The organism is Microbacterium paludicola (genome assembly GCF_039529675.1).
Taxonomy (GTDB): Bacteria; Actinomycetota; Actinomycetes; order Actinomycetales; family Microbacteriaceae; genus Microbacterium; species Microbacterium paludicola.
This window is the reverse complement of sequence record NZ_BAAANG010000004.1, coordinates 108230-125786: the sequence shown is the minus strand read 5'-3', so window position 1 is coordinate 125786 and position 17557 is coordinate 108230. Positions and strand designations below refer to the sequence as shown.

Annotated in this window: 20 protein-coding genes; 4 read left to right on the top strand and 16 right to left on the bottom strand. The window is 71.2% G+C overall.

Annotation, left to right across the window (positions count from 1 at the left end):
* Positions 1–33: 33 nt before the first annotated feature.
* Complete coding sequence (locus ABD161_RS05220) at positions 34–1962, bottom strand: DUF8094 domain-containing protein (protein ID WP_344000324.1); 1929 nt, start codon at positions 1960–1962, stop codon at positions 34–36.
* A 178-nt stretch (positions 1963–2140) separates the two neighbouring features.
* Between ABD161_RS05220 and ABD161_RS05215 the strand changes: the two genes are divergently transcribed.
* The gene (locus ABD161_RS05215; protein ID WP_344000323.1) at positions 2141–3190 is read left to right on the top strand and encodes an AI-2E family transporter; all 1050 of its coding nucleotides are present in this window, start codon (positions 2141–2143) and stop codon (positions 3188–3190) included.
* A gap of 52 nt (positions 3191–3242) precedes the next feature.
* On the opposite strand, the gene ABD161_RS05210 is transcribed toward ABD161_RS05215, so the two are convergent.
* The 9 genes from ABD161_RS05210 to rpsB form a co-directional block, all read right to left on the bottom strand.
* Positions 3243–3947: an alpha/beta hydrolase gene (locus tag ABD161_RS05210; RefSeq protein WP_344000321.1), complete on the bottom strand. Its 705-nt coding sequence runs from the start codon at positions 3945–3947 to the stop codon at positions 3243–3245.
* A gap of 19 nt (positions 3948–3966) precedes the next feature.
* A complete protein-coding gene (locus ABD161_RS05205) occupies positions 3967–4251 on the bottom strand; it encodes a hypothetical protein (protein ID WP_344000319.1) in 285 nt (94 codons plus the stop codon).
* A 10-nt stretch (positions 4252–4261) separates the two neighbouring features.
* Complete coding sequence (locus tag ABD161_RS05200) at positions 4262–5086, bottom strand: aggregation-promoting factor C-terminal-like domain-containing protein (protein ID WP_344000317.1); 825 nt, start codon at positions 5084–5086, stop codon at positions 4262–4264.
* Between the two features lie 70 nt (positions 5087–5156).
* On the bottom strand, positions 5157–5708 hold the full coding sequence (locus ABD161_RS05195; protein ID WP_135112082.1) for a DivIVA domain-containing protein: 552 nt from the start codon (positions 5706–5708) through the stop codon (positions 5157–5159).
* The gene (locus tag ABD161_RS05190; protein ID WP_344000314.1) at positions 5705–6817 is read right to left on the bottom strand and encodes a phosphatidate cytidylyltransferase; all 1113 of its coding nucleotides are present in this window, start codon (positions 6815–6817) and stop codon (positions 5705–5707) included. Before ABD161_RS05190 ends, ABD161_RS05195 begins: the two co-directional genes overlap by 4 nt.
* Before the next feature lie 3 nt (positions 6818–6820).
* A complete protein-coding gene (gene frr / locus ABD161_RS05185; protein WP_135112078.1) occupies positions 6821–7375 on the bottom strand; it encodes a ribosome recycling factor in 555 nt (184 codons plus the stop codon).
* A 78-nt stretch (positions 7376–7453) separates the two neighbouring features.
* Positions 7454–8173 (bottom strand): UMP kinase, encoded by a 720-nt coding sequence (gene pyrH / locus ABD161_RS05180; protein WP_135112076.1) that lies wholly within the window; start codon positions 8171–8173, stop codon positions 7454–7456.
* 165 nt (positions 8174–8338) lie between these two features.
* The gene (gene tsf, locus ABD161_RS05175; RefSeq protein ID WP_135112074.1) at positions 8339–9166 is read right to left on the bottom strand and encodes a translation elongation factor Ts; all 828 of its coding nucleotides are present in this window, start codon (positions 9164–9166) and stop codon (positions 8339–8341) included.
* A 48-nt stretch (positions 9167–9214) separates the two neighbouring features.
* Positions 9215–10099 carry a 30S ribosomal protein S2 gene (gene rpsB, locus ABD161_RS05170; protein WP_344000310.1) on the bottom strand — a complete coding sequence of 295 codons (885 nt, stop codon included), beginning with the start codon at positions 10097–10099 and terminating at the stop codon, positions 9215–9217.
* Positions 10100–10466: 367 nt separating this feature from the next.
* On the opposite strand from rpsB, the gene ABD161_RS05165 reads away from it, so the two are divergent.
* Positions 10467–10988: a murein hydrolase activator EnvC family protein gene (locus ABD161_RS05165; RefSeq protein WP_228066451.1), complete on the top strand. Its 522-nt coding sequence runs from the start codon at positions 10467–10469 to the stop codon at positions 10986–10988.
* A gap of 3 nt (positions 10989–10991) precedes the next feature.
* Here ABD161_RS05165 and ABD161_RS05160 read toward each other — a convergent pair whose 3' ends face one another.
* From ABD161_RS05160 to ABD161_RS05145, 4 genes are read right to left on the bottom strand one after another with little or no spacing between them, the layout of a single operon-like run.
* The gene (locus ABD161_RS05160; protein ID WP_344000307.1) at positions 10992–11894 is read right to left on the bottom strand and encodes a tyrosine recombinase XerC; all 903 of its coding nucleotides are present in this window, start codon (positions 11892–11894) and stop codon (positions 10992–10994) included.
* A 60-nt stretch (positions 11895–11954) separates the two neighbouring features.
* On the bottom strand, positions 11955–13091 hold the full coding sequence (gene dprA / locus ABD161_RS05155) for a DNA-processing protein DprA (RefSeq protein WP_344000305.1): 1137 nt from the start codon (positions 13089–13091) through the stop codon (positions 11955–11957).
* 56 nt (positions 13092–13147) lie between these two features.
* Entirely contained in the window at positions 13148–14668 is a 1521-nt protein-coding gene (locus ABD161_RS05150; RefSeq protein ID WP_344000303.1) for a YifB family Mg chelatase-like AAA ATPase, read from the bottom strand.
* Positions 14665–15027, bottom strand: coding sequence for a YraN family protein (locus tag ABD161_RS05145; protein ID WP_344000301.1), 363 nt, complete (start codon positions 15025–15027; stop codon positions 14665–14667). Before ABD161_RS05145 ends, ABD161_RS05150 begins: the two co-directional genes overlap by 4 nt.
* Positions 15028–15156: 129 nt before the next feature.
* Here ABD161_RS05145 and ABD161_RS05140 point away from each other — a divergent pair, with 129 nt between their 5' ends.
* On the top strand, positions 15157–15459 hold the full coding sequence (locus ABD161_RS05140) for a putative quinol monooxygenase (RefSeq protein ID WP_344000299.1): 303 nt from the start codon (positions 15157–15159) through the stop codon (positions 15457–15459).
* Between the two features lie 59 nt (positions 15460–15518).
* Positions 15519–15845: a DUF2469 domain-containing protein gene (locus ABD161_RS05135; protein WP_135112062.1), complete on the top strand. Its 327-nt coding sequence runs from the start codon at positions 15519–15521 to the stop codon at positions 15843–15845.
* A 138-nt stretch (positions 15846–15983) separates the two neighbouring features.
* On the opposite strand, the gene ABD161_RS05130 is transcribed toward ABD161_RS05135, so the two are convergent.
* On the bottom strand, positions 15984–16643 hold the full coding sequence (locus tag ABD161_RS05130; protein ID WP_344000296.1) for a ribonuclease HII: 660 nt from the start codon (positions 16641–16643) through the stop codon (positions 15984–15986).
* Positions 16643–17428: a signal peptidase I gene (gene lepB / locus ABD161_RS05125; protein ID WP_425560790.1), complete on the bottom strand. Its 786-nt coding sequence runs from the start codon at positions 17426–17428 to the stop codon at positions 16643–16645. The genes ABD161_RS05130 and lepB overlap by 1 nt, the downstream gene beginning before the upstream one ends.
* Positions 17429–17557: the final 129 nt, after the last annotated feature.

The window sequence follows — 17557 nt, the reverse complement described above, 5'->3', positions numbered from 1 at the left end:
ATCCGTTCGATGCAACGATCGACCGGTCTCGGATCATTCCTCGCGGATCTCCGCGGTGCGCAGCCCCGAGGAGTAGCCGAGCAGGCGGATCCGCTCGGGCGAGCCCTGGGCCGGCACCGCGAAGAACAGCTGGTTCGTCGCGGTCTCGACGACGGGGGTGGATGAGGTCTCCTCGCCGACGAGCGCGACCACGCCCTTGTTGCCAGGGAACTTGACGACGACGCCCTCATCCGTCGGCGCCGTCACGATGCGCGTGTCCACCGTCACCGCGACGATGGCCCCGCTCTCGAGCGTCGCGAGGGCCGTCGGATCCGACGGGCCCACGCCCTGCTCGAACGTCATCTCGCCCGTCTCCGCGCCGGTCTCCTGGAACCTCGACAGCGTCTCCGCGCGGGCGTCCTCGAGCGCGGTGCGGAAGCTGTCGCTTTCAAGGTCGAACAGCGGTGCGAACTTGCTCTTCTCGCCGTGGGCGAGGATGTCCGCGTAGGCGGCCGGGAGCTCGGCCGGCGCGATCGCGAGGAACGACGAGTCCGGCGGAACGAGCGCCGCGCCCAGCCACCAGGGCGCGAGCTTCGGGAGCTCCGCGGCCGCTTCGAGGCTCGCCACGGTCGTCACCTTGTACTTCGCCCAAGGGTCCGCCTGCGTGATGTTCATGATCGTCGGCGGGGCCTGCTCACCCTCGGCCGCGGCCTCGCCCTCGACGACGAGCATCGCCGAGCGGGGCCACTCGTCGAACGCCTGGGGCAGGATGATCCGCACGCTGTCGCCCGGGATCGGCAGCGGGGCGGGATAGTCCTCGACGTCGCCGCGGATGCGGTAGTTGACCTCGCGCATCGTCAGGGCGATGCCGTCGAGACGGGTCTTCGCCAGGTCGAGATCGCGGTCGGCATCCGCCTTCTCCACGGTCGCGGCGATGTCCTCGGCGATCCGCACCGCCTGAGCGTCGGTCAGCGCGGGAGCCTGCTGATTCTCCGGTGCCACGACCGTCTCGGTGGGCGTCGGCGTGGGCGTGGAGCCGAACTGCGGCCACGCGTCGGGCGAGCAGCCGGTGAGAAGCGCCGCCGTCAGCCCGAACACGGGTACAGCGAGCAGGGCGCGCCGACCGCCACGGCGACTGCTGCCACCGGGCGCCTCGTCTTCGCCGTTCTTCTCCGGCGCATCCGACGACGCGTCGGGGTTGTCGGCGGCGTCGGCTCCCTCCGCGGCCTCGTCGCTCGATGCGGCGTCGGGCCCGGCGGTCAGCTCCTTGCGCGGCTCCGCGGCCGCGACCGCGCCGCGTCGGCGACCCGCCCCGAGCGCGCGGCGCCGCGGCTCGGCCTGGACGCTGCCCTTGCGGCGGGGTCCGCGCGAGCGACGGACGTGACGGATCCCGAGGACCCACAGGATGACCCCGACCAGCAGGATCAGCGCGCCGGCGACGATCAGCGGGCCGGCCCACGGCGTCGCGTTGGAGATCGGCCAGACGATCGAGATGTCCGCCGGCGCCGGTGCGTGGCCGTCGGAGGCGAGGAGGACGCTGACGTCCTCGGGAAGCTGAAGCGGCGTGCTGAGCGACCCCTCGGCGGTGCGCTCCTCGAGCCACAGATCCGATCCCGCGGGGTTGCGGCCCGGATACACGTCGCCCTCCCACGAGGGCTCCGCGGCGGGCACCGACTCGGCGACGGCCTCGCCGTCGTCATCCAGCGTCACGTGCGTGTACGGCGCGTCGGACAGCCAGGCCTCCAGGTCGGCGGTGCGGCTGTACGCGAGGTAGATCTGCTCGGAGCCCTCGACCCTGAGCGTCTGCGTGCCGGAGTGGGCGCGGAACACCTCCGCATCGATCAGCGTGTACGGCTGATCCTCCTGGACATCGACCTGCATCGTGGCCGTGTCCGGCCCCAGAAACACGGTGCGCTGGGCGATTCCGGCGCCGATCAGCGCGGCCGCGAGCACGAAGGCGATGACGGCCCAGACGAAACGCACGAATCCGACTCCTAACAGACCCGCTCATCGGTACGGCGGATCTCGGCACTCGACTTTCCAGACTAGCGAAGCGTCCTGAAAACCGCCCAGGAGCAGGTCGCGCGCGGAACCGGTCGCCCGAGCCCCATATCCTGACCTCACGACACTGTCCGCAGAGGACGATCCCGGAGGAGACTGCGTGAAGATCCACAACCCGTTCCGGGTCGCATTGGTGGCAACCCTCGGCGTCGGTCTCGGCATCATGCTGCTGCAGAGCCTGCAGACCCTCTCGACGATCCTCCTCTACGTCGGAACGGCGCTGTTCATCGCGCTGGGCCTCGACCCGGTCGTCTCGTGGCTCGAGCGTCGTCGGCTGCCTCGCTGGGCCGCCGTGCTGATCACGCTCATCGCCGTGCTGGGGCTCTTCGCGGGCATCGTGCTCCTCATCCTGCCCGTGCTCGCGGGCCAGATCGGCGAGCTGATCAACGCGGTGAGTGCGATCATCCAGCGCGGCACCTGGCAGCAGGACCTCCAAGCGTGGCTGCTGCTGTACTTCCAGGAGGACGTCATCACGCAGGTGTTCACCACGGTCCAGGACTGGCTCGTCGGCAACATCGACACCATCAGCGAGAGCCTCGTCGGCGTCACGTTCGGCGTGGTCAACGGCCTGTTCGGCGCCTTCATCATCCTGATCCTGACGATCTACTTCACGGCGTCGACGCCGTCGCTGAAGCGCTCGATCTATCAGCTCGCGCCCGCGTCGAAGCGCCCGACGTTCGTCTCGCTCGGCGACCAGATCACCGATTCGGTCGGCTACTACGTCATGGGGCAGGTGAGCCTCGCGCTCATCAACGGCGTCCTGAGCCTGATCTTCCTGAACATCATCCGCGCGCCGTTCCCCGCGGTCCTGGCGGTCGTCGCGTTCCTCGGGTCGATGATCCCGCTCGTCGGAACGCTCACGGGTTCGACGATCATCGCGCTCACGTGCCTGATCCCGGGGCTCGGCTCCCCCACCACGGCGATCATCGCCGCCATCTACTACCTCGTGTACATGCAGATCGAGGCGTACGTGCTGTCGCCGCGCATCATGAGCCGCGCAGTGTCGGTGCCAGGCGGAGTGGTCGTGGTCTCCGCCCTCGCGGGTGGCGCGCTGCTCGGCCTGCTGGGCGCGCTCATCGCGATCCCGGTCGCGGCGAGCATCCTGATCATCTACCGCCAGGTGGTCATCCCGCGCATGAACGAGCGCTGACCGCCGCACCTGCAGCCGATGTGCGAGCGCAGCGAGCGTGGAGCGAAGCGACCTAATAGGACGTCGGCAGCGGAAGCGCGTGGGGATTCACCACGCCGACGATCTCGCTGAGCACGCGATAGGTCTGCTTCTCACCGACCCAGAGGTGCTTGCCCTCGGCGACGTCGATCAGCCGGATGTGCGGGATGAGCGAGAAGCGCTCGGCGGCCTCGGCGGGGCGCAGGTAGTCGTCGAACTCCGGGATCAGCGCGACGAGCGGTCGCGGATCCCCCTCCCACGCGCGGAGCTCATCATCCGTCGTGCGGTGAAGCGGAGGCGACAGCAGGATCGTCCCTCGGATGTTGTGCTGCCGCCCGTACTTCAGGGCCAGCTCGGTGCCGAACGACCAGCCGAGGAGCCAGGGGTCGGGCAGACCGCGCTCCGCGACGAACGCCATGGCGGCGGCGACATCGGCCTCCTCCGCGACGCCCTCGCCGAACTGTCCGTCGCTCGTGCCGCGTGGCGACGTCGTGCCGCGCGTGTTGAACCGCAGCACGCCGAGGTCGGCAAGGGCGGGCAGGCGCGCGGCGGCCTTGCGGATGATGTGCGAGTCCATGAAGCCGCCGTGCGTCGGCAGCGGATGCAGCGTGACGAGCGTCGCGACGGGTTCCCTGTCGGCCGGCAGCGAGAGCTCACCGACGAGGCTGAGGCCGTCGCTTGTGTGAAGCTCGATGTCTTCGCGCCGTGCCGGCAGCAGCGTGGCTCCGCGGATCTCCATGTGACTCCCTCCGCGGCCCTCAGGCCGTCTTCCAGCAGTGGGTGTGCCAGTGGCGCCGCGCCGCGAGATCGGCGGCCGGGCCCATGACGCCGTCTTCCCGCCACACGACGACATGCGCGACACCGATCTCGATGGAACGGCTGCACCCGGGGCACGTGTAGCTCTTCTCGGTGCGGGCGCCGGAGACCGGCTGCACCGAGTACTCGCGGCCGCGCCGGGTCTCGGTGCGCCGCCATCCCGCGATCAGGCGGTCGAGCGAGTCGTCGTCGCGGTCATCCCGGCGACCACGGTGCGAGCGTGGCATTGCGCGCGGCCTACCACCAGTGGTTGGAGGTCCAGAAGGCGTACGCGTTGGCCCAGCTGCCGTAGCGGCCGACCGCGTAGCCGTTGGCCCACGTCAGGTTCGCGACGGGGTCGTAGCCGCCGCCGGGCACCTTGCTGCACGGGAGCGCCTGGACGAGACCGCAGGCTCCCGACGACGCGTTTGTCGCATTCGGGTTCCAGCCGCTCTCGCGCGAGACGATGTAGTCGACGTAGCCCCAGTCGCCCTGGGCGATGCCGGCAGCGGCCATCCACTGCTCCTTCGAGCCGCCGCCCGTGTAGAACGGCACCTGGACAGCGGCCGCGGGGGCCCCGCCGCCGGAGGCTGCGGCGACGGTGGGCTGCTCGGCGGCCTTCGCGGCCTCCTCGGCGGCCTTGTCCACGAGCGCGATGACCTCGTCGCGCGTGGCGCCCTCGGGCACCGAGATGTCCTTGCTCTCGGCGTACGCGACCCACTCGTCGACAGGCGCCTTCGGGTGCGGTGCGCCATCGGCCTGAGGCACGAGCTCGACCTCGTACGAGCCGTACTGCACGCTGCCGGCGGGCGTCAGATTCGCCGCGGCGACGTAGACCTGCGCGTCGGCCTGCGCCGTGTCGTAGCTGGACGTCGCGACGCCCTCGGCAAGCGCGGCCGTCGTGGGCACAAGATACGCGGCGAGGAAGCCGAACGCGGCGACACCCGCGAAGACGCTGAGCACCCCGCGGCGACGGCTGAGGCGCGTCTGCGCGGGGGCGGCGGTACGGGCCGTCAGCGCGCGCGCATCACGGCGCGTGATCTGGGTTGCCGTCCGGGTTCGGGTCTCGTAGGCGGAAGTCACAGTTCCCCGAGTCTAACCCGGGCCTTCCGGGGAATCCACCGCGAATGTGATCAGTTCGTGACAAATGCGCTCAACGCACCGCGAGCATCACGTCGACCACCGCGTCGAGCAGCGCGTCGACCTGCTCCTCCCGGTAGCCGCCGCGCACCAGCCGGAAGGCGGCCGCACGCACCTGCTCGACCGTCACCGGCTCCCCCGCCTCGAAATAGCGGGTCAGCCGATCCGCGACGAGATCCACCTCGTCGGGCGCGTAGCCGTACGAGAGCCAGGACACGCGGTCGAAGCGCCGGCCCTTGGGACGGCTCATCCGGTCGAGGATGACCTGCGCCTCCGCGCGCGCCCGCTCGACCCAGACCTCGGCGCCGCCCGAGGCGATCGCGCGCTCACGCTCACGCGCCGCGAAGGCGTCCTCGATCCGGCCCAGCGCCGCGTCGACCGCGGCGATCTGGTAGCCGCCGCGGCGCAGAGGGAACGCCACCTCGCGGACCGCGCGCGCGTCGATGGCGGATGCGCCCTGCTCGAACGTGCCGCGCGCCTTCGCCAGGAACTCGTCGACCGCCTCGCGGTCGTACCCCTTCTCGCGACCCTGCGCCAGCGGGAACGGCTGCGTCGCGCCGCTCACGGGGTGACCCCCGACGCGCCCAGCGGCGCCAGCAGGTGGTGCAGGATGAGCGCCGCCGTCGCCGACGGCAGGATGCTGTCGAGACGGTCAAGCACTCCCCCGTGCCCAGGAAGCCATGAGCTCATGTCCTTGATCCCCAAATCGCGCTTGACCATCGACTCGCTGAGGTCCCCAGCGGTCGCGGTGCCCATGACGACGGCACCGAAGATGAGGCCGCTCCACCAGGGCAGCGCGAGCATGAAGTGCGCGAGCAGGGCGCCCGCGACGAGCGAGGCGAGGACCGCGCCGGCGAAGCCCTCCCACGTCTTGTTCGGGCTGATCCGAGGCGCCATCGGCGTGCGGCCGAAGGCGAGACCCGCGGCGTACGCCCCCGTGTCCGCGACGACCACCACTGCGATGAACGCCAGGACCCACCACTCGCCGCCGGGCTCACGCAGCAGCACAAGCGCGAGGCTTGCAAGGAACGGCACGTACAGCGTGACGAACGCGCCGACGACGACGTCGGCGAGCACATCCGCGTACACCCGGCCGTCCTGCGCGGCCATCTGCGCCATCAGGCGCCAGACGATCACGAGCGCGATGGACGCGAACAGCATCGACCAGTGAAGCCACAGGTCACCGGCGTAGCCCGAGACCAGCAGCAGCGCCACGGCGGCGAGCTGCGGCACCAGGTCGATGCGACGGCCGCCCGCCTGCAGCGCGCGGGAGAGCTCGAAGACGCTGAGCACGGCGGCCGCCGCCGCGAAGATCGTGAACGTCCACTTGACGAAGACCAGCGACGACACCGTGATCACGCCGATCGCGAGGCCGATCGCGATCGCCACGAGCAGATCGCGGCCGGTGCGCGCCTTGATGCGCTCGTTCGCCTCGTCGAACTGGTCGCGGGCGTGCGCCGCGTGCATCTCGAACTCGCTGCGGGCGGCGCGGATGCGCGCCTGCAGCTCGGCCGTGTGATCCACGCGCGACGCCGCGGGAAGGCTCTCGTGCTTCACCTCGGGCGGCGCGCTGACGGGCGGCGTCACGAGGCTCGGCTGCTCCGCGCCGTGCGGCGCGGCGGGACGGCGCGATGCGTCGGCCGCCGCCCCCTCTGCCTCCGGAACGTCGCTCATGGATCAGACCTCGAGAAGCTCTGCCTCTTTGTGCTTGAGGGCCTCGTCGATCTTCTCGACGTGCGCCTTCGTGATGGCGTCGAGCTCCTTCTCGCCGCGGGCGATGTCGTCCTCGCCGATCTCGTCCTTCAGCGCGTCGAGGTCGTCCTTGATCTGACGGCGGATGCCGCGGATGCGCACCTTCGCGTCCTCGCCCTTGGTGCGCACGAGCTTCACGAACTCCTTGCGGCGCTCCGAGGTCAGCTCGGGCATGGTGATGCGGATCAGGTTGCCGTCGTTGGTCGGGTTCGCCCCGAGGTTCGGCATCTCGCGGATCGCGTCCTCGATCGCCTTCAGCGCCGACTTGTCGTACGGCGTCACGAGCAGCGTGCGCGCCTCCGGGTTGGCGAGCGCCGCGAGCTGCTGCAGCGGCGTGGGCGTGCCGTAGTAGTCGACGAGGACCTTCTGGAACAGCTGGGGGTTGGCGCGACCGGTGCGGACAGTGGAGAAGTCCTCCTTCGCCGCCTCGACGGCTCGATCCATGCGGGAAGTGGCTTCGGCCAGGACGTCCGCGATCACGGTGACTCCATTCGTCGGGGTGGTACTTGAAGAGTTTAGTGTGCGCGCTGGGCGCGCTCTGGGAGCGGCGGGCCCGCCTCAGGCCGTGACCAGCGTGCCGATCTCGGCGCCGAGGAGGGCCTGCGTGACGTTGCCCGAGGGCTCCATGCCGAACACGCGCATGTCGATCCGGTTGTCCATGCAGAGGCTGAACGCGGTCGAGTCGACGACCTTCAGGCCCTGGACGAGCGCGTCGGCGTAGCTCACGGTGTCGAGCTTCGTGGCCGTCGGGTCGGTGCGCGGGTCGGCCGTGTAGACGCCGTCGACGCCGTTCTTCGCGACGAGAACCTCGTCCGCGCCGATCTCCAGCGCGCGCTGAGCGGCGACGGTGTCAGTCGAGAAGTATGGAAGCCCGGCGCCGGCGCCGAAGATCACAACGCGGCCCTTCTCCATGTGGCGCTGCGCGCGACGCGGGATGTACGGCTCGGCGACCTGCGTCATGGCGATTGCCGACTGCACACGGGTGGCGGCCCCTGCCTGCTCGAGGAAGTCCTGCAGGGCGAGCGCATTCATCACCGTGCCCAGCATTCCCATGTAGTCGGCGCGTCCGCGGTCCATCCCGCGCTGGCTCAGCTCGGCACCGCGGAAGAAGTTGCCGCCGCCGACGACGATGGCGATCTCCACGCGATCGGTCGCCTCGGCGATCTCACGGGCGATCTGGCTGACGACATCCGGGTTCACACCCAGCTGCCCGCCGCCGAAGGCCTCGCCGGAGAGCTTGAGCAGGACGCGGCGGCGCCCGGTCTTCTCATCGATCACGTGTGTGTTCCTCTCGTCGCGTTCCTACGCTACCGGTGGCGGTGGTCTCCGCAGGGAGCGCGCAGCGAGTTCGCCGCCGCGCGCGGAAAGGGGGCCCGGATCCGGGATGGATCCGAGCCCCCTCGAGACGCTGTCAGCCTGTCACTGAGAGCGCCCGGGGCGCTCTCAGGCGCCGACCTTGAAGCGGACGAAGCCGGTGATCGTGATGCCGGCGGCCTCGGCCACCTGCTTCACGGACTGCTTGTCGTCCTTGGCGTACGCCTGGTCGAGCAGGGCGACCTGCTTGAAGTAGGCGTTGATGCGACCCTCGACGATCTTCGGAAGGGCGGCCTCGGGCTTGCCCTCCTGGCGCGTGAGCTCGGTGACGACCGCACGCTCCTTCTCGACCTCGGCCTCGGGGACCTCGTCGCGCGTCAGGTACGACGGGTTCGCGAACGAGATGTGCTGCGCGATGCTGCGAGCCGTCTCGGCGTCGCCGCCCGTGTACGCGACCGCCACGCCGACCTGCGGAGGCAGGTCCTTGCTGGTCTTGTGGAGGTAGACCTGGAAGGCGTCGCCGGACAGCGTGCGCACGCGGCGCAGCTCGACCTTCTCGCCGATGATGGCTGCCTCGTCCGAGATCAGCTGCTCGACCGTCTTGTCGCCCGCGGCGGCGGCAAGCGCGGCCTCGGCCGAGTCGGCGGCGACCGCGGCGGCCGCATCGGCCACCTTGTCGGCAAGCGCGATGAAGCGGTCGTTCTTGGCGACGAAGTCGGTCTCGCAGGCGAGCTCGATCAGCGTGACCTTGCCGTCGACCTCACGCGCGGCGACCAGGCCCTCGCTCGTGGAGCGGTCGGCACGCTTCGCGTTGCCCTTCGCACCCTTGAGACGGAGGATCTCGGTGGCCTTCTCGACGTCGCCGTCGGCCTCCTCGAGCGCCTTCTTGGTGTCGACCATGCCCGTGCCGAGCTGCTCGCGCAGCGCCTTGATGTCGGCGATGGTGAAGTTGGCCATTTGTTGCTGGCTCCTCAGGTTCGGTGGATCCGGTCGGATCCGGACGACTTACTTCTCGGTGGTCTCGGCGGCGGGAGCCTCGGCCTCGGCGGCCGGCTCCTCGGCGACCTCGGCCTCAGCGGCCGGGGTCTCCTCCGCGGCGGGCGCCTCGGTCGCCTCGGCGGCGGGCGCCTCGGTCTCGGCCGGGGTCTCGAGGAGCTCGCGCTCCCACTCGGCCAGCGGCTCGGCGTCACCCTCGGGGTTGTGCTTCTGCTGCAGGCCCTCGGCGGCGGCGTCGGCGATGATGCGCGTCAGCAGGCCCACCGAGCGGATGGCGTCGTCGTTACCCGGGATCGGGTACTGCAGGTCGTCGGGGTCGACGTTCGTGTCGAGGATGCCGATGACCGGGATGCCCAGCTTCTTCGCCTCGTCGATCGCGAGGTGCTCGCGCTTGGCGTCGACGACCCACAGGGCCGAGGGCGTGCGCGTGAGGTTGCGGATGCCGCCGAGCGACTTGTGGAGCTTGTCCAGCTCGCGCTTCTTGAGCAGCAGCTCCTTCTTGGTGAAGCCGGTGCCGGCCGGGTCGTTGAAGTCGAGCTCCTCGAGCTCCTTCATGCGCGCGAGGCGCTTCGACACGGTCTGGAAGTTGGTCAGCAGACCACCGAGCCAGCGCTCGTTCACGTAGGGCTGGCCGACGCGGGTCGCCTGCTCGGCGAGCACCTCCTGCGCCTGCTTCTTCGTGCCGACGAACAGCACGGTGCCGCCACGGGCGACGGTCTCCTTGACGAAGTCGTACGCCTTGTCGATGTACGTCAGCGACTGCTGGAGGTCGATGATGTGGATGCCGCTGCGCTCCGTGAGGATGAAGCGCTTGACCTTCGGGTTCCACCGACGGGTCTGGTGTCCGAAGTGCACGCCGCTGTCGAGCAGCTGGCGGATGGTGACCACAGCCATGGTCTTCTCCTTGATTCTGGGCGCGTGCGGACCTTGTCCGGCACATGCCGATTGCGGTTTTGATCTGCCGGTCGGTCGACCGGCGAGCCTGGTGCCCGGCACACACCCGCCCTCACGAAGAGGGACCGATGGGAGTGGATGCCACGACGTTCATCCGGAGATGCGTTGTCGCTGTGGGCACGCGGAGTCATCCCGATACACGGGATGCGACCTCAAGTGTATCAGGGCGGGACCCCGCGGACGCGCCGTGGCCGGCCGCGTTCACCGGTCGTTCGCGGTGTCGTCCACAGCGGCGGATCCTGCCGTTCGCGCCGGTCCCGCTGTGGACACCTCGGCCCCGCAGTGACGAGTGCCGGACGCTGTAGGCATGACCGGTCAGGTGAAGAGGATCGCGGCGGCGATGGCGCTGGCTGTGACCCTGCTCGCCGTACCCGCCGCGGCCGCGGCCGCGCCGGATCCGGAGTCGCGCATCGAGACGGCCGAGGTCTGGATCTGGCCCGTGCCGGGCGGCGTGCGCGTCGTCGAGCCCTATGCCGCTCCCGCCCATGCTTACGGGCCCGGTCACCGCGGGATCGACGTCGCGGCGGCGGTCGGATCGGACGCGCTCGCGCCCGCCTCCGGGACCGTGGCGTTCTCGGGCACGGTCGTCGACCGTCCGCTCCTCACGATCGACCACGGCGGCGGGCTCGTCACGACGCTCGAGCCGGTCAGCTCGGACCTCTCCCCCGGCGACACCGTCGCGCGCGGCGACGTGGTCGGCACCGTGGCGACGGGCGGCCATTCGGCGCCGGGCTCCCTTCATTTCGGCGTGCGTCTCGACGGGGAGTACATCAACCCGCTCCTGCTGCTCGGCGGCATCCCCCGGGCCGTGCTGCTGCCCTGCTGCTAGCGCTCAGGCGCGCGGGTGGGCGAGCTTGTACGCGGCGGCGAGCCGCTCGGACGAGACGTGCGTGTAGATCTGCGTCGTGCCGAGGCTCGCGTGGCCGAGCAGCTCCTGCACCGCGCGCAGGTCTGCGCCGCCGTCCAGCAGGTGCGTCGCCGCGGAGTGGCGCAGCGTGTGCGGCCCGACGGCGCTCGAGCCGAGTGCGGGGCCGACCTCGCGCGTGACGACGTCGTACACCGCGCGGGGGCCGACCCGTCCGCCCCGCACCCCCAGGAACAGCGCGGGGCCGGATGCCGTCGCACGCGCGGCGAGGACGGGACGCGCGCGGGTGAGGTAGGCGGCGATCGCGCGGCTGGCGGGAGCCCCGAATGGAACGACCCGCTCTTTCGATCCCTTGCCGAGCACGCGGACGGTGGCGCGGTCGAGATCCACGTCGTCGACGTCCAGCCCGGCCAGCTCGGAGACCCGGATGCCGGCGCCGTACAGCAGCTCGAGCAGCGCGTGATCCCGCAGGACGAGCGGCTCGCCGTCCCGCGCCTGCAGCTCCAGGCGCTCGAGCACGCCGCGGAGCGCGTCGGCCGTCGCGACGTGCGGAAGTGTCCGCCCGCGCTTGGGCGCGACGAGGCGCAGGCTGGGGTCGACCGCGACGAGCCCTTCCTCGTGCGCCCAGCGGAAGAACGCGCGGGCGGCGGACGTGCGCCGCGCGAGGGTGGACCGGGCATCGCCTCGTCGCGTCGCCTGCCATTGCCACTCGCGCAGGTGCTCGAGGTCGACTTCGCGCACGTCGATGTCGCCGGTCACCTCGACGAGGCCGTGAAGGTCGTTCCGGTATGCCCGCACGGTCGCGGACGAGAGCCGACGCACCTTCTCGAGGTGCGTCGCGAACGCCTCGGTCGCGCGGGTCAGCAGCATGACTCCAGCTTCCCGCGTCGGGAACACCCCGCCGCGCCGACCCGCCGCGCCGCGCCGCCGTCAGCGATGGAGGCGCCAGCCGTCGAGGGAAGATTCGATGCGGCCGTCGAGTTCGAGCAGGCCGAGCTCCGCCTGCACCTCGGCGAGGGACATGCCGGAGCGGCGGGCGATGTCGTCGAGCGTGCGCCACGCGCGGACGGCGAGTGCGTCGAGCACCCGGATCGCCTCGGGGCGCGGGCGGTCGCCGCCGGTGCGGTCGTCGCCGACGCCCCACTCGCCGATGAGTTCGAGGACGTCGGACGCGCGCGTGATGCACGTCGCGTCGAACTCGCGCAGCAGCCGATGACATCCCTCCGATGTGGCGCTCGTCACCGGACCGGGTACGGCGCCCAGGGGGCGCCCGAGGGCGGCCGCGTGGCCTGCGGTATTCAGCGAGCCGCTGCGCCAGCCCGCCTCGACGACGACGGTGGCGGCGCTCACCGCGGCGATGAGCCGGTTGCGCATGAGAAAGCGCCACTTCGTCGGCGTGCCACCCGGCGGCACCTCCGCGACGACCGCGCCGCCATCCGCGATGCGGGCGAACAGATGCGCGTGGGCCGCCGGATAGACGCGATCCGCCCCGCCCGCCACGAAGGCGACCGTCGTGCCCTTCACGCCAAGGGCGGCCCGGTGCGCGGCGCCGTCGACCCCGTACGCCCCGCCCGACACGATGCCGACGCCCTGCTCCGCCAGCTCGCCCGCCAGGGTCGCCGCCACGTGCTCGCCGTACGGCGTGGCCGCCCGCGCACCGACGAGGGCGGCGGAGCGGTCGAGCCCGCCGAGTGCCGCAGGCTCGCCGCGCACCCACAGCGCCAGCGGTGCGTGCTCTCCGAGATCCTCGAATCGCTCCGGCCACAGCGGTCCCTCGGGCGTGAGCACGGCGAGCCCCGCCTTCACGGCCGCGACGGCGAGCGACTCGAACATGCGCGCATCGAGCCGTGGCTGCCAGCGCCGCAGCGAGGTGGTCAGCTCCTGCGGCGTCACGCCCGGGATCTCGGGGGTCGGCACCCCGGCCGCGAGGTCCTCGACGAGGCGCAGGGCCGCGACCGGACCGCATTCGGCCACCAGCCGACCGCTCACGCTGTCGCCCGGCTCCGCCAGCGCACTCCAGGCGAGGCGGGCCGTCAGCAGCTCAGGGTCGCCGAGCGGGGAAGCCACGCGTTCCACGGCTCTTCGGAGGGCAGGGTCCGACGTCACGCTCATCGAGGTCGTCATCAGGAGACGCCTTTCTTCAGGAACAGGGCCTGGCCCACGTCGGCCGCCGAGGGCTCGTCCCGCCCGCCGAGGTCGGCGAGCGTCCAGGCCAAGCGCAGGATCCGGTCGTAGCCGCGGAGCGTGATGGCGCCCCGCTGCAGCGCGGCCTCCAACGTCCGGCGCGTCTCGGGACGGATCGCCCGAGGCCCCTGCCGCAGCCAGGCACCCGGCACCTCGGCATTGACGCGCCAGGGTGTGCCCTGCAGCCGCGCGGCCGCCCGGTCGCGCGCCGCCTTCACGCGCGTCCGCGCCTGCGCGGTGCTCACGACCGGCGCGTCGTCGGGACGCGTCGACGACACCCGCTGCAGCCGAAGGTCGATGTCGATGCGGTCGAGCAGCGGACCGGACAGCTTGGCGAGGTAGCGTCGCACCACGCTGGGGGCGCACGTGCAGGTGCCGCCGCGCACTCCGTATTCGCCGCAGGGGCAGGGGTTGGTCGCGAGCAGCAGCTGGAACCGCGCGGGGAACTCGGCGCGGAAGCCCGCGCGGTGGATCTCGATCCGGCCCTGCTCGAGGGGTTGACGCAGCGCATCGAGCACGCCGGCGGGCGCCTCTGCGGCCTCGTCGACGAAGAGCACTCCCCTGCTCGCCCTGGCGATGGCGCCCGGTCGCGCGGTGCGCGATCCGCCGCCCACCAGTGCGGCGATGGATGCCGAGTGGTGCGGCGCCTCGAACGGCGGCGTCCGGTCCAGGGCGGCGATCCGCTCGCCGGCGAGAGATCGCAGCGAGGCGACCTCGAGCGCCGCCTCGTCGTCGAGCGGCGGCAGGATGCCCGGAAGGCGCCGCGCGAGCATCGTCTTGCCCGCGCCCGGCGGACCGGACATCAGCAGGTGGTGGCCGCCGGCCGCCGCGGCGATGAGCGCCTCCACGGCCGCGGGCTGCCCGACGATCTCCGCGAGATCGAGCGGCTCCGCACGCCGGACCGCGATGGCGTCACCGGGCACGGGTTCGATATCGGGCACCTCGACGTCGGCGCCATGCCACCGCGCGACCTGGGCGAGCGAGACGGCCCCCAGCACCTCGATGCCGGGAACCAGCTCGGCCTCCGCGAGGTTCGCGTGGGGCACGACGAACCGCTCGAATCCGCGGCTGGCCGCCGCGTGCACCGCGGGAAGCACTCCGGGAACCGGACGCAGCCTGCCGTCCAGGCCCAGCTCGCCGATGTGGACGGTGCGAGCGAGGGACTCGGGCAGCACGAAGCCGTCGATCGCCAGCGAGGCGACGGCGATCGCGACGTCGAAGCCCGTTCCCTGCTTCGGAAGCCCCGCCGGCGAGAGGTTCACCGTCACGCGGCGGTCGGGCAGTCGCATGTCGCTGTTCTCGCACGCGTTCATCACGCGGCGCTGCGCCTCCCCCAGCGCCTTGTCGCCGAGGCCGATGATCTTGAACTCCGGCGTCTGAGCGGTGATGTCGGCCTCGACTTCGACGAGCTCGCCCCGCAGGCCGGTCAGCGCCACGGCCCACGTGCGCGAGACCCTCACCGCAGGCCCTCGAGGTGCTCGAGCGTGCCGCTGCGCGGATCGCGGCCGAGGATCGCGATGGCGTCCACGCCGATGCGCCGGCGCCGCGCGACATCAGGGTGCGACGCGGCCCAGGCCAGCGCGAGCCGCCACATCCTGCTCAGCTTGCGATCATCGATGGCGCTGAACGGATGGCCGTAGCCGATGCCGCTGCGCGTCTTCACCTCGACCGCCACGATCCGCTCGCCGCGCGCGGCGACGATGTCGATCTCGCCGTCGGCGCAGCGCCAGTTGCGGGCGAGGATCTCGTAGCCGCGGTCGCTCAGGTACGCGGCCGCGCGGTCCTCGCCGGCTCTGCCGAGCTCATCCTTGCGTGCCATGCACCGAGCGTCGTGGCCACGGTGCCCGCGCGAACGCCGTCGGGCCCCGATCTCGAACAAGGTCCACGCGATCCGGACTTGTGGACGACTCTCCGAGCCGGTGTCCGCGGTCCGCGCTAGCCTCCGGCCATGACCTTCGCGAACGTCGGACACCTGGGAACCGCGCACGGCCGACGTGACGAGCTCGTCGCGATCCTGACACAGCGCAGCGACCGGCTCGCCGAGGCCGGCTGCCTGCAGTACGAGGTCGGCGTCTCCGACGACAAGCCCGACGCCGTGTTCGTCGTCGAGCTGTGGGAGAGCGCTGAGGCCCATCGCGCCTCCCTCGCTCTGCCCGAGGTGCAGGCATCCATCGCGGCCGCCCGGCCGCTGCTGTCCGGAGACTTCGGCGGCTTCCGGTTCGACGTGGTCGGGTCGCCCCTGCGTGACTGACGCCCGGGTCCCTGGGGACGAGAGGCGGGGCCCCGCGACGGACATAGGATGGAGTCACCATGGATGACGAGGTCTTCGACGATTACGACCGCGAACTCGAGCTGGCGCTGTATCGCGAGTACCGCGACGTCGTCTCGCAGTTCCAATACGTGATCGAGACGGAGCGGCGCTTCTACCTCGCCAACGACGTCAGCGTCGTTCGTCACGACACCGAGCACGACTTCTACTTCGAGCTCACGATGACGGACGTCTGGGTCTGGGACATCTACCGCGCCGACCGGTTCGTGAAGTCCGTGCGCGTGCTCACGTTCAAGGACGTGAACATCGAGGAGCTCTCGCGCCGCGACTTCCAGCTTCCCGACGAGCTGTCGCTCGACGGCAAGTGACGCGCGGCGGCCGCTGCTCGAGGGACTCGTCGCCGCGAGGACGTCACCTCGTTTCGACTCGGTCGCTGGCGCTCCCTCGCTCAACGACCGGAGGAGAGCTGTCGCTCGACGGCAAGTGACGCGGCTCGGCGACCGACGCTAGAACAGGGTCGGCGCGTCAGCGATCGCCCAGGAGCGGCGATGGTGAACGCTGAGCCCGTGCTCGCGGATCGCCGCGCGATGGGTCGGGCTCGCGTAGCCCTTGTTGCTGTGCCACTCGTACGCCGGGTGATCGTCGTGCAGCGTCACCATGCGCGCATCGCGCGCGACCTTCGCGATCACCGATGCCGCCGAGGCCGACGCGCAGTCGCGGTCGGCCTTGATGACCGGCCTCACCGTCAGGCGGGATGCCGCGACCGGGTTGATGTAGTCGTGGTTGCCGTCGAGCAGCACGATGCCGGTCGCCGGCGCATAGCCGAGCTCCTCGAGCGCGGCGAGGGCGCGCACCGCCGCGAGCCCGAGGGCGCGGATGATGCCGATCTCGTCGATCTCCTCCGACTCGGCCCAGCCGACGGCGCTCGCCAGCACCCAGCCGGCGGCGCGCTCGGCGACCTCGGCGCGGCGGGGTTCGGGAACGAGCTTCGAGTCGCGAAGGCCCATGGGCACGCGACGGCGCGCGGATGCCGCGTCGACCACCGATGCTCCGACGGCCACGGGGCCGGCAAGCGCGCCGCGCCCCACCTCGTCGCAGGCGAACACCAGCGGCGTCTCGCGCAGCAGCCGGCGCTCCAGCGAGAGGGTGGGAACGGCGACGGCCATCAGCCCTCGTCCTCCTCGATCCGGGGGACGCCCGAGAACACCTCGTGGTGGCCGTCGATCCCGCCGAAGCGGTCGAAGGGCCACGTCCGCAGGAAGACCTTGCCGACAACGTGGTCGAGCGGCACAAATCCGTTGCCGGGCTGCTCGCGGTTGTAGCGCGAGTCCTTCGAGCTGTCGCGGTTGTCGCCCATCACCCAGAGCGAGCCCTCGGGCACGGTGACGTCGAACTCGATGTTCGAGGCCTGCCGATCGCCCGCGGGCAGCTTCAGGTAGCCGAGCTCGTCGACGGGCACGTCGTTCACCGACACCTGGCCGAGGGCGTTGCAGCACACGACGTGGTCGCCGGGCATGCCGATGATCCGCTTGACGAGGTGGTCATCCGAATCCGAGGCCGACAGGCCCACAAGACTCAGGACCCACTCGATACCGGCGGCGATCGGCGTGCGCTCGGGCTCCGGAACCGGGTCGAGCCAGCCACCGGGATCGCGGAAGACCACCACGTCGCCGCGCGAGTACCCCGTCCAGATCGGCGTCAGCTCGTCGACCAGGATGCGGTCGTCGATGATCAGCGTGTCCTCCATCGAGGCGGACGGAATGAAGAACGACCGCACGACGAAGGTCTTCACGAGGAAGGACACGAGCACGGCGATGACCACGATCACCACGACGTCGCGGAGGAATCCCATCCATCCGCGGCTCCTGCGCTGCTCCGCGGCCGTCTGCTCGGCCTGGCGCCGGTCGCGACGGTAGAGGGGTGCCGCGGACGCGGTGGGATCGGTGCTCATGGGTTCCTTCGACAGCTCGCGCGCCGGTCCCGGTGCGCTCGATCCAGCGTCGCATATCCGCGCGGGACGGGCGCACGGCGTGCCGACGTTCGGGACGATCCGCAGGCGTTCCCGAGGTGCGTTGCCAGG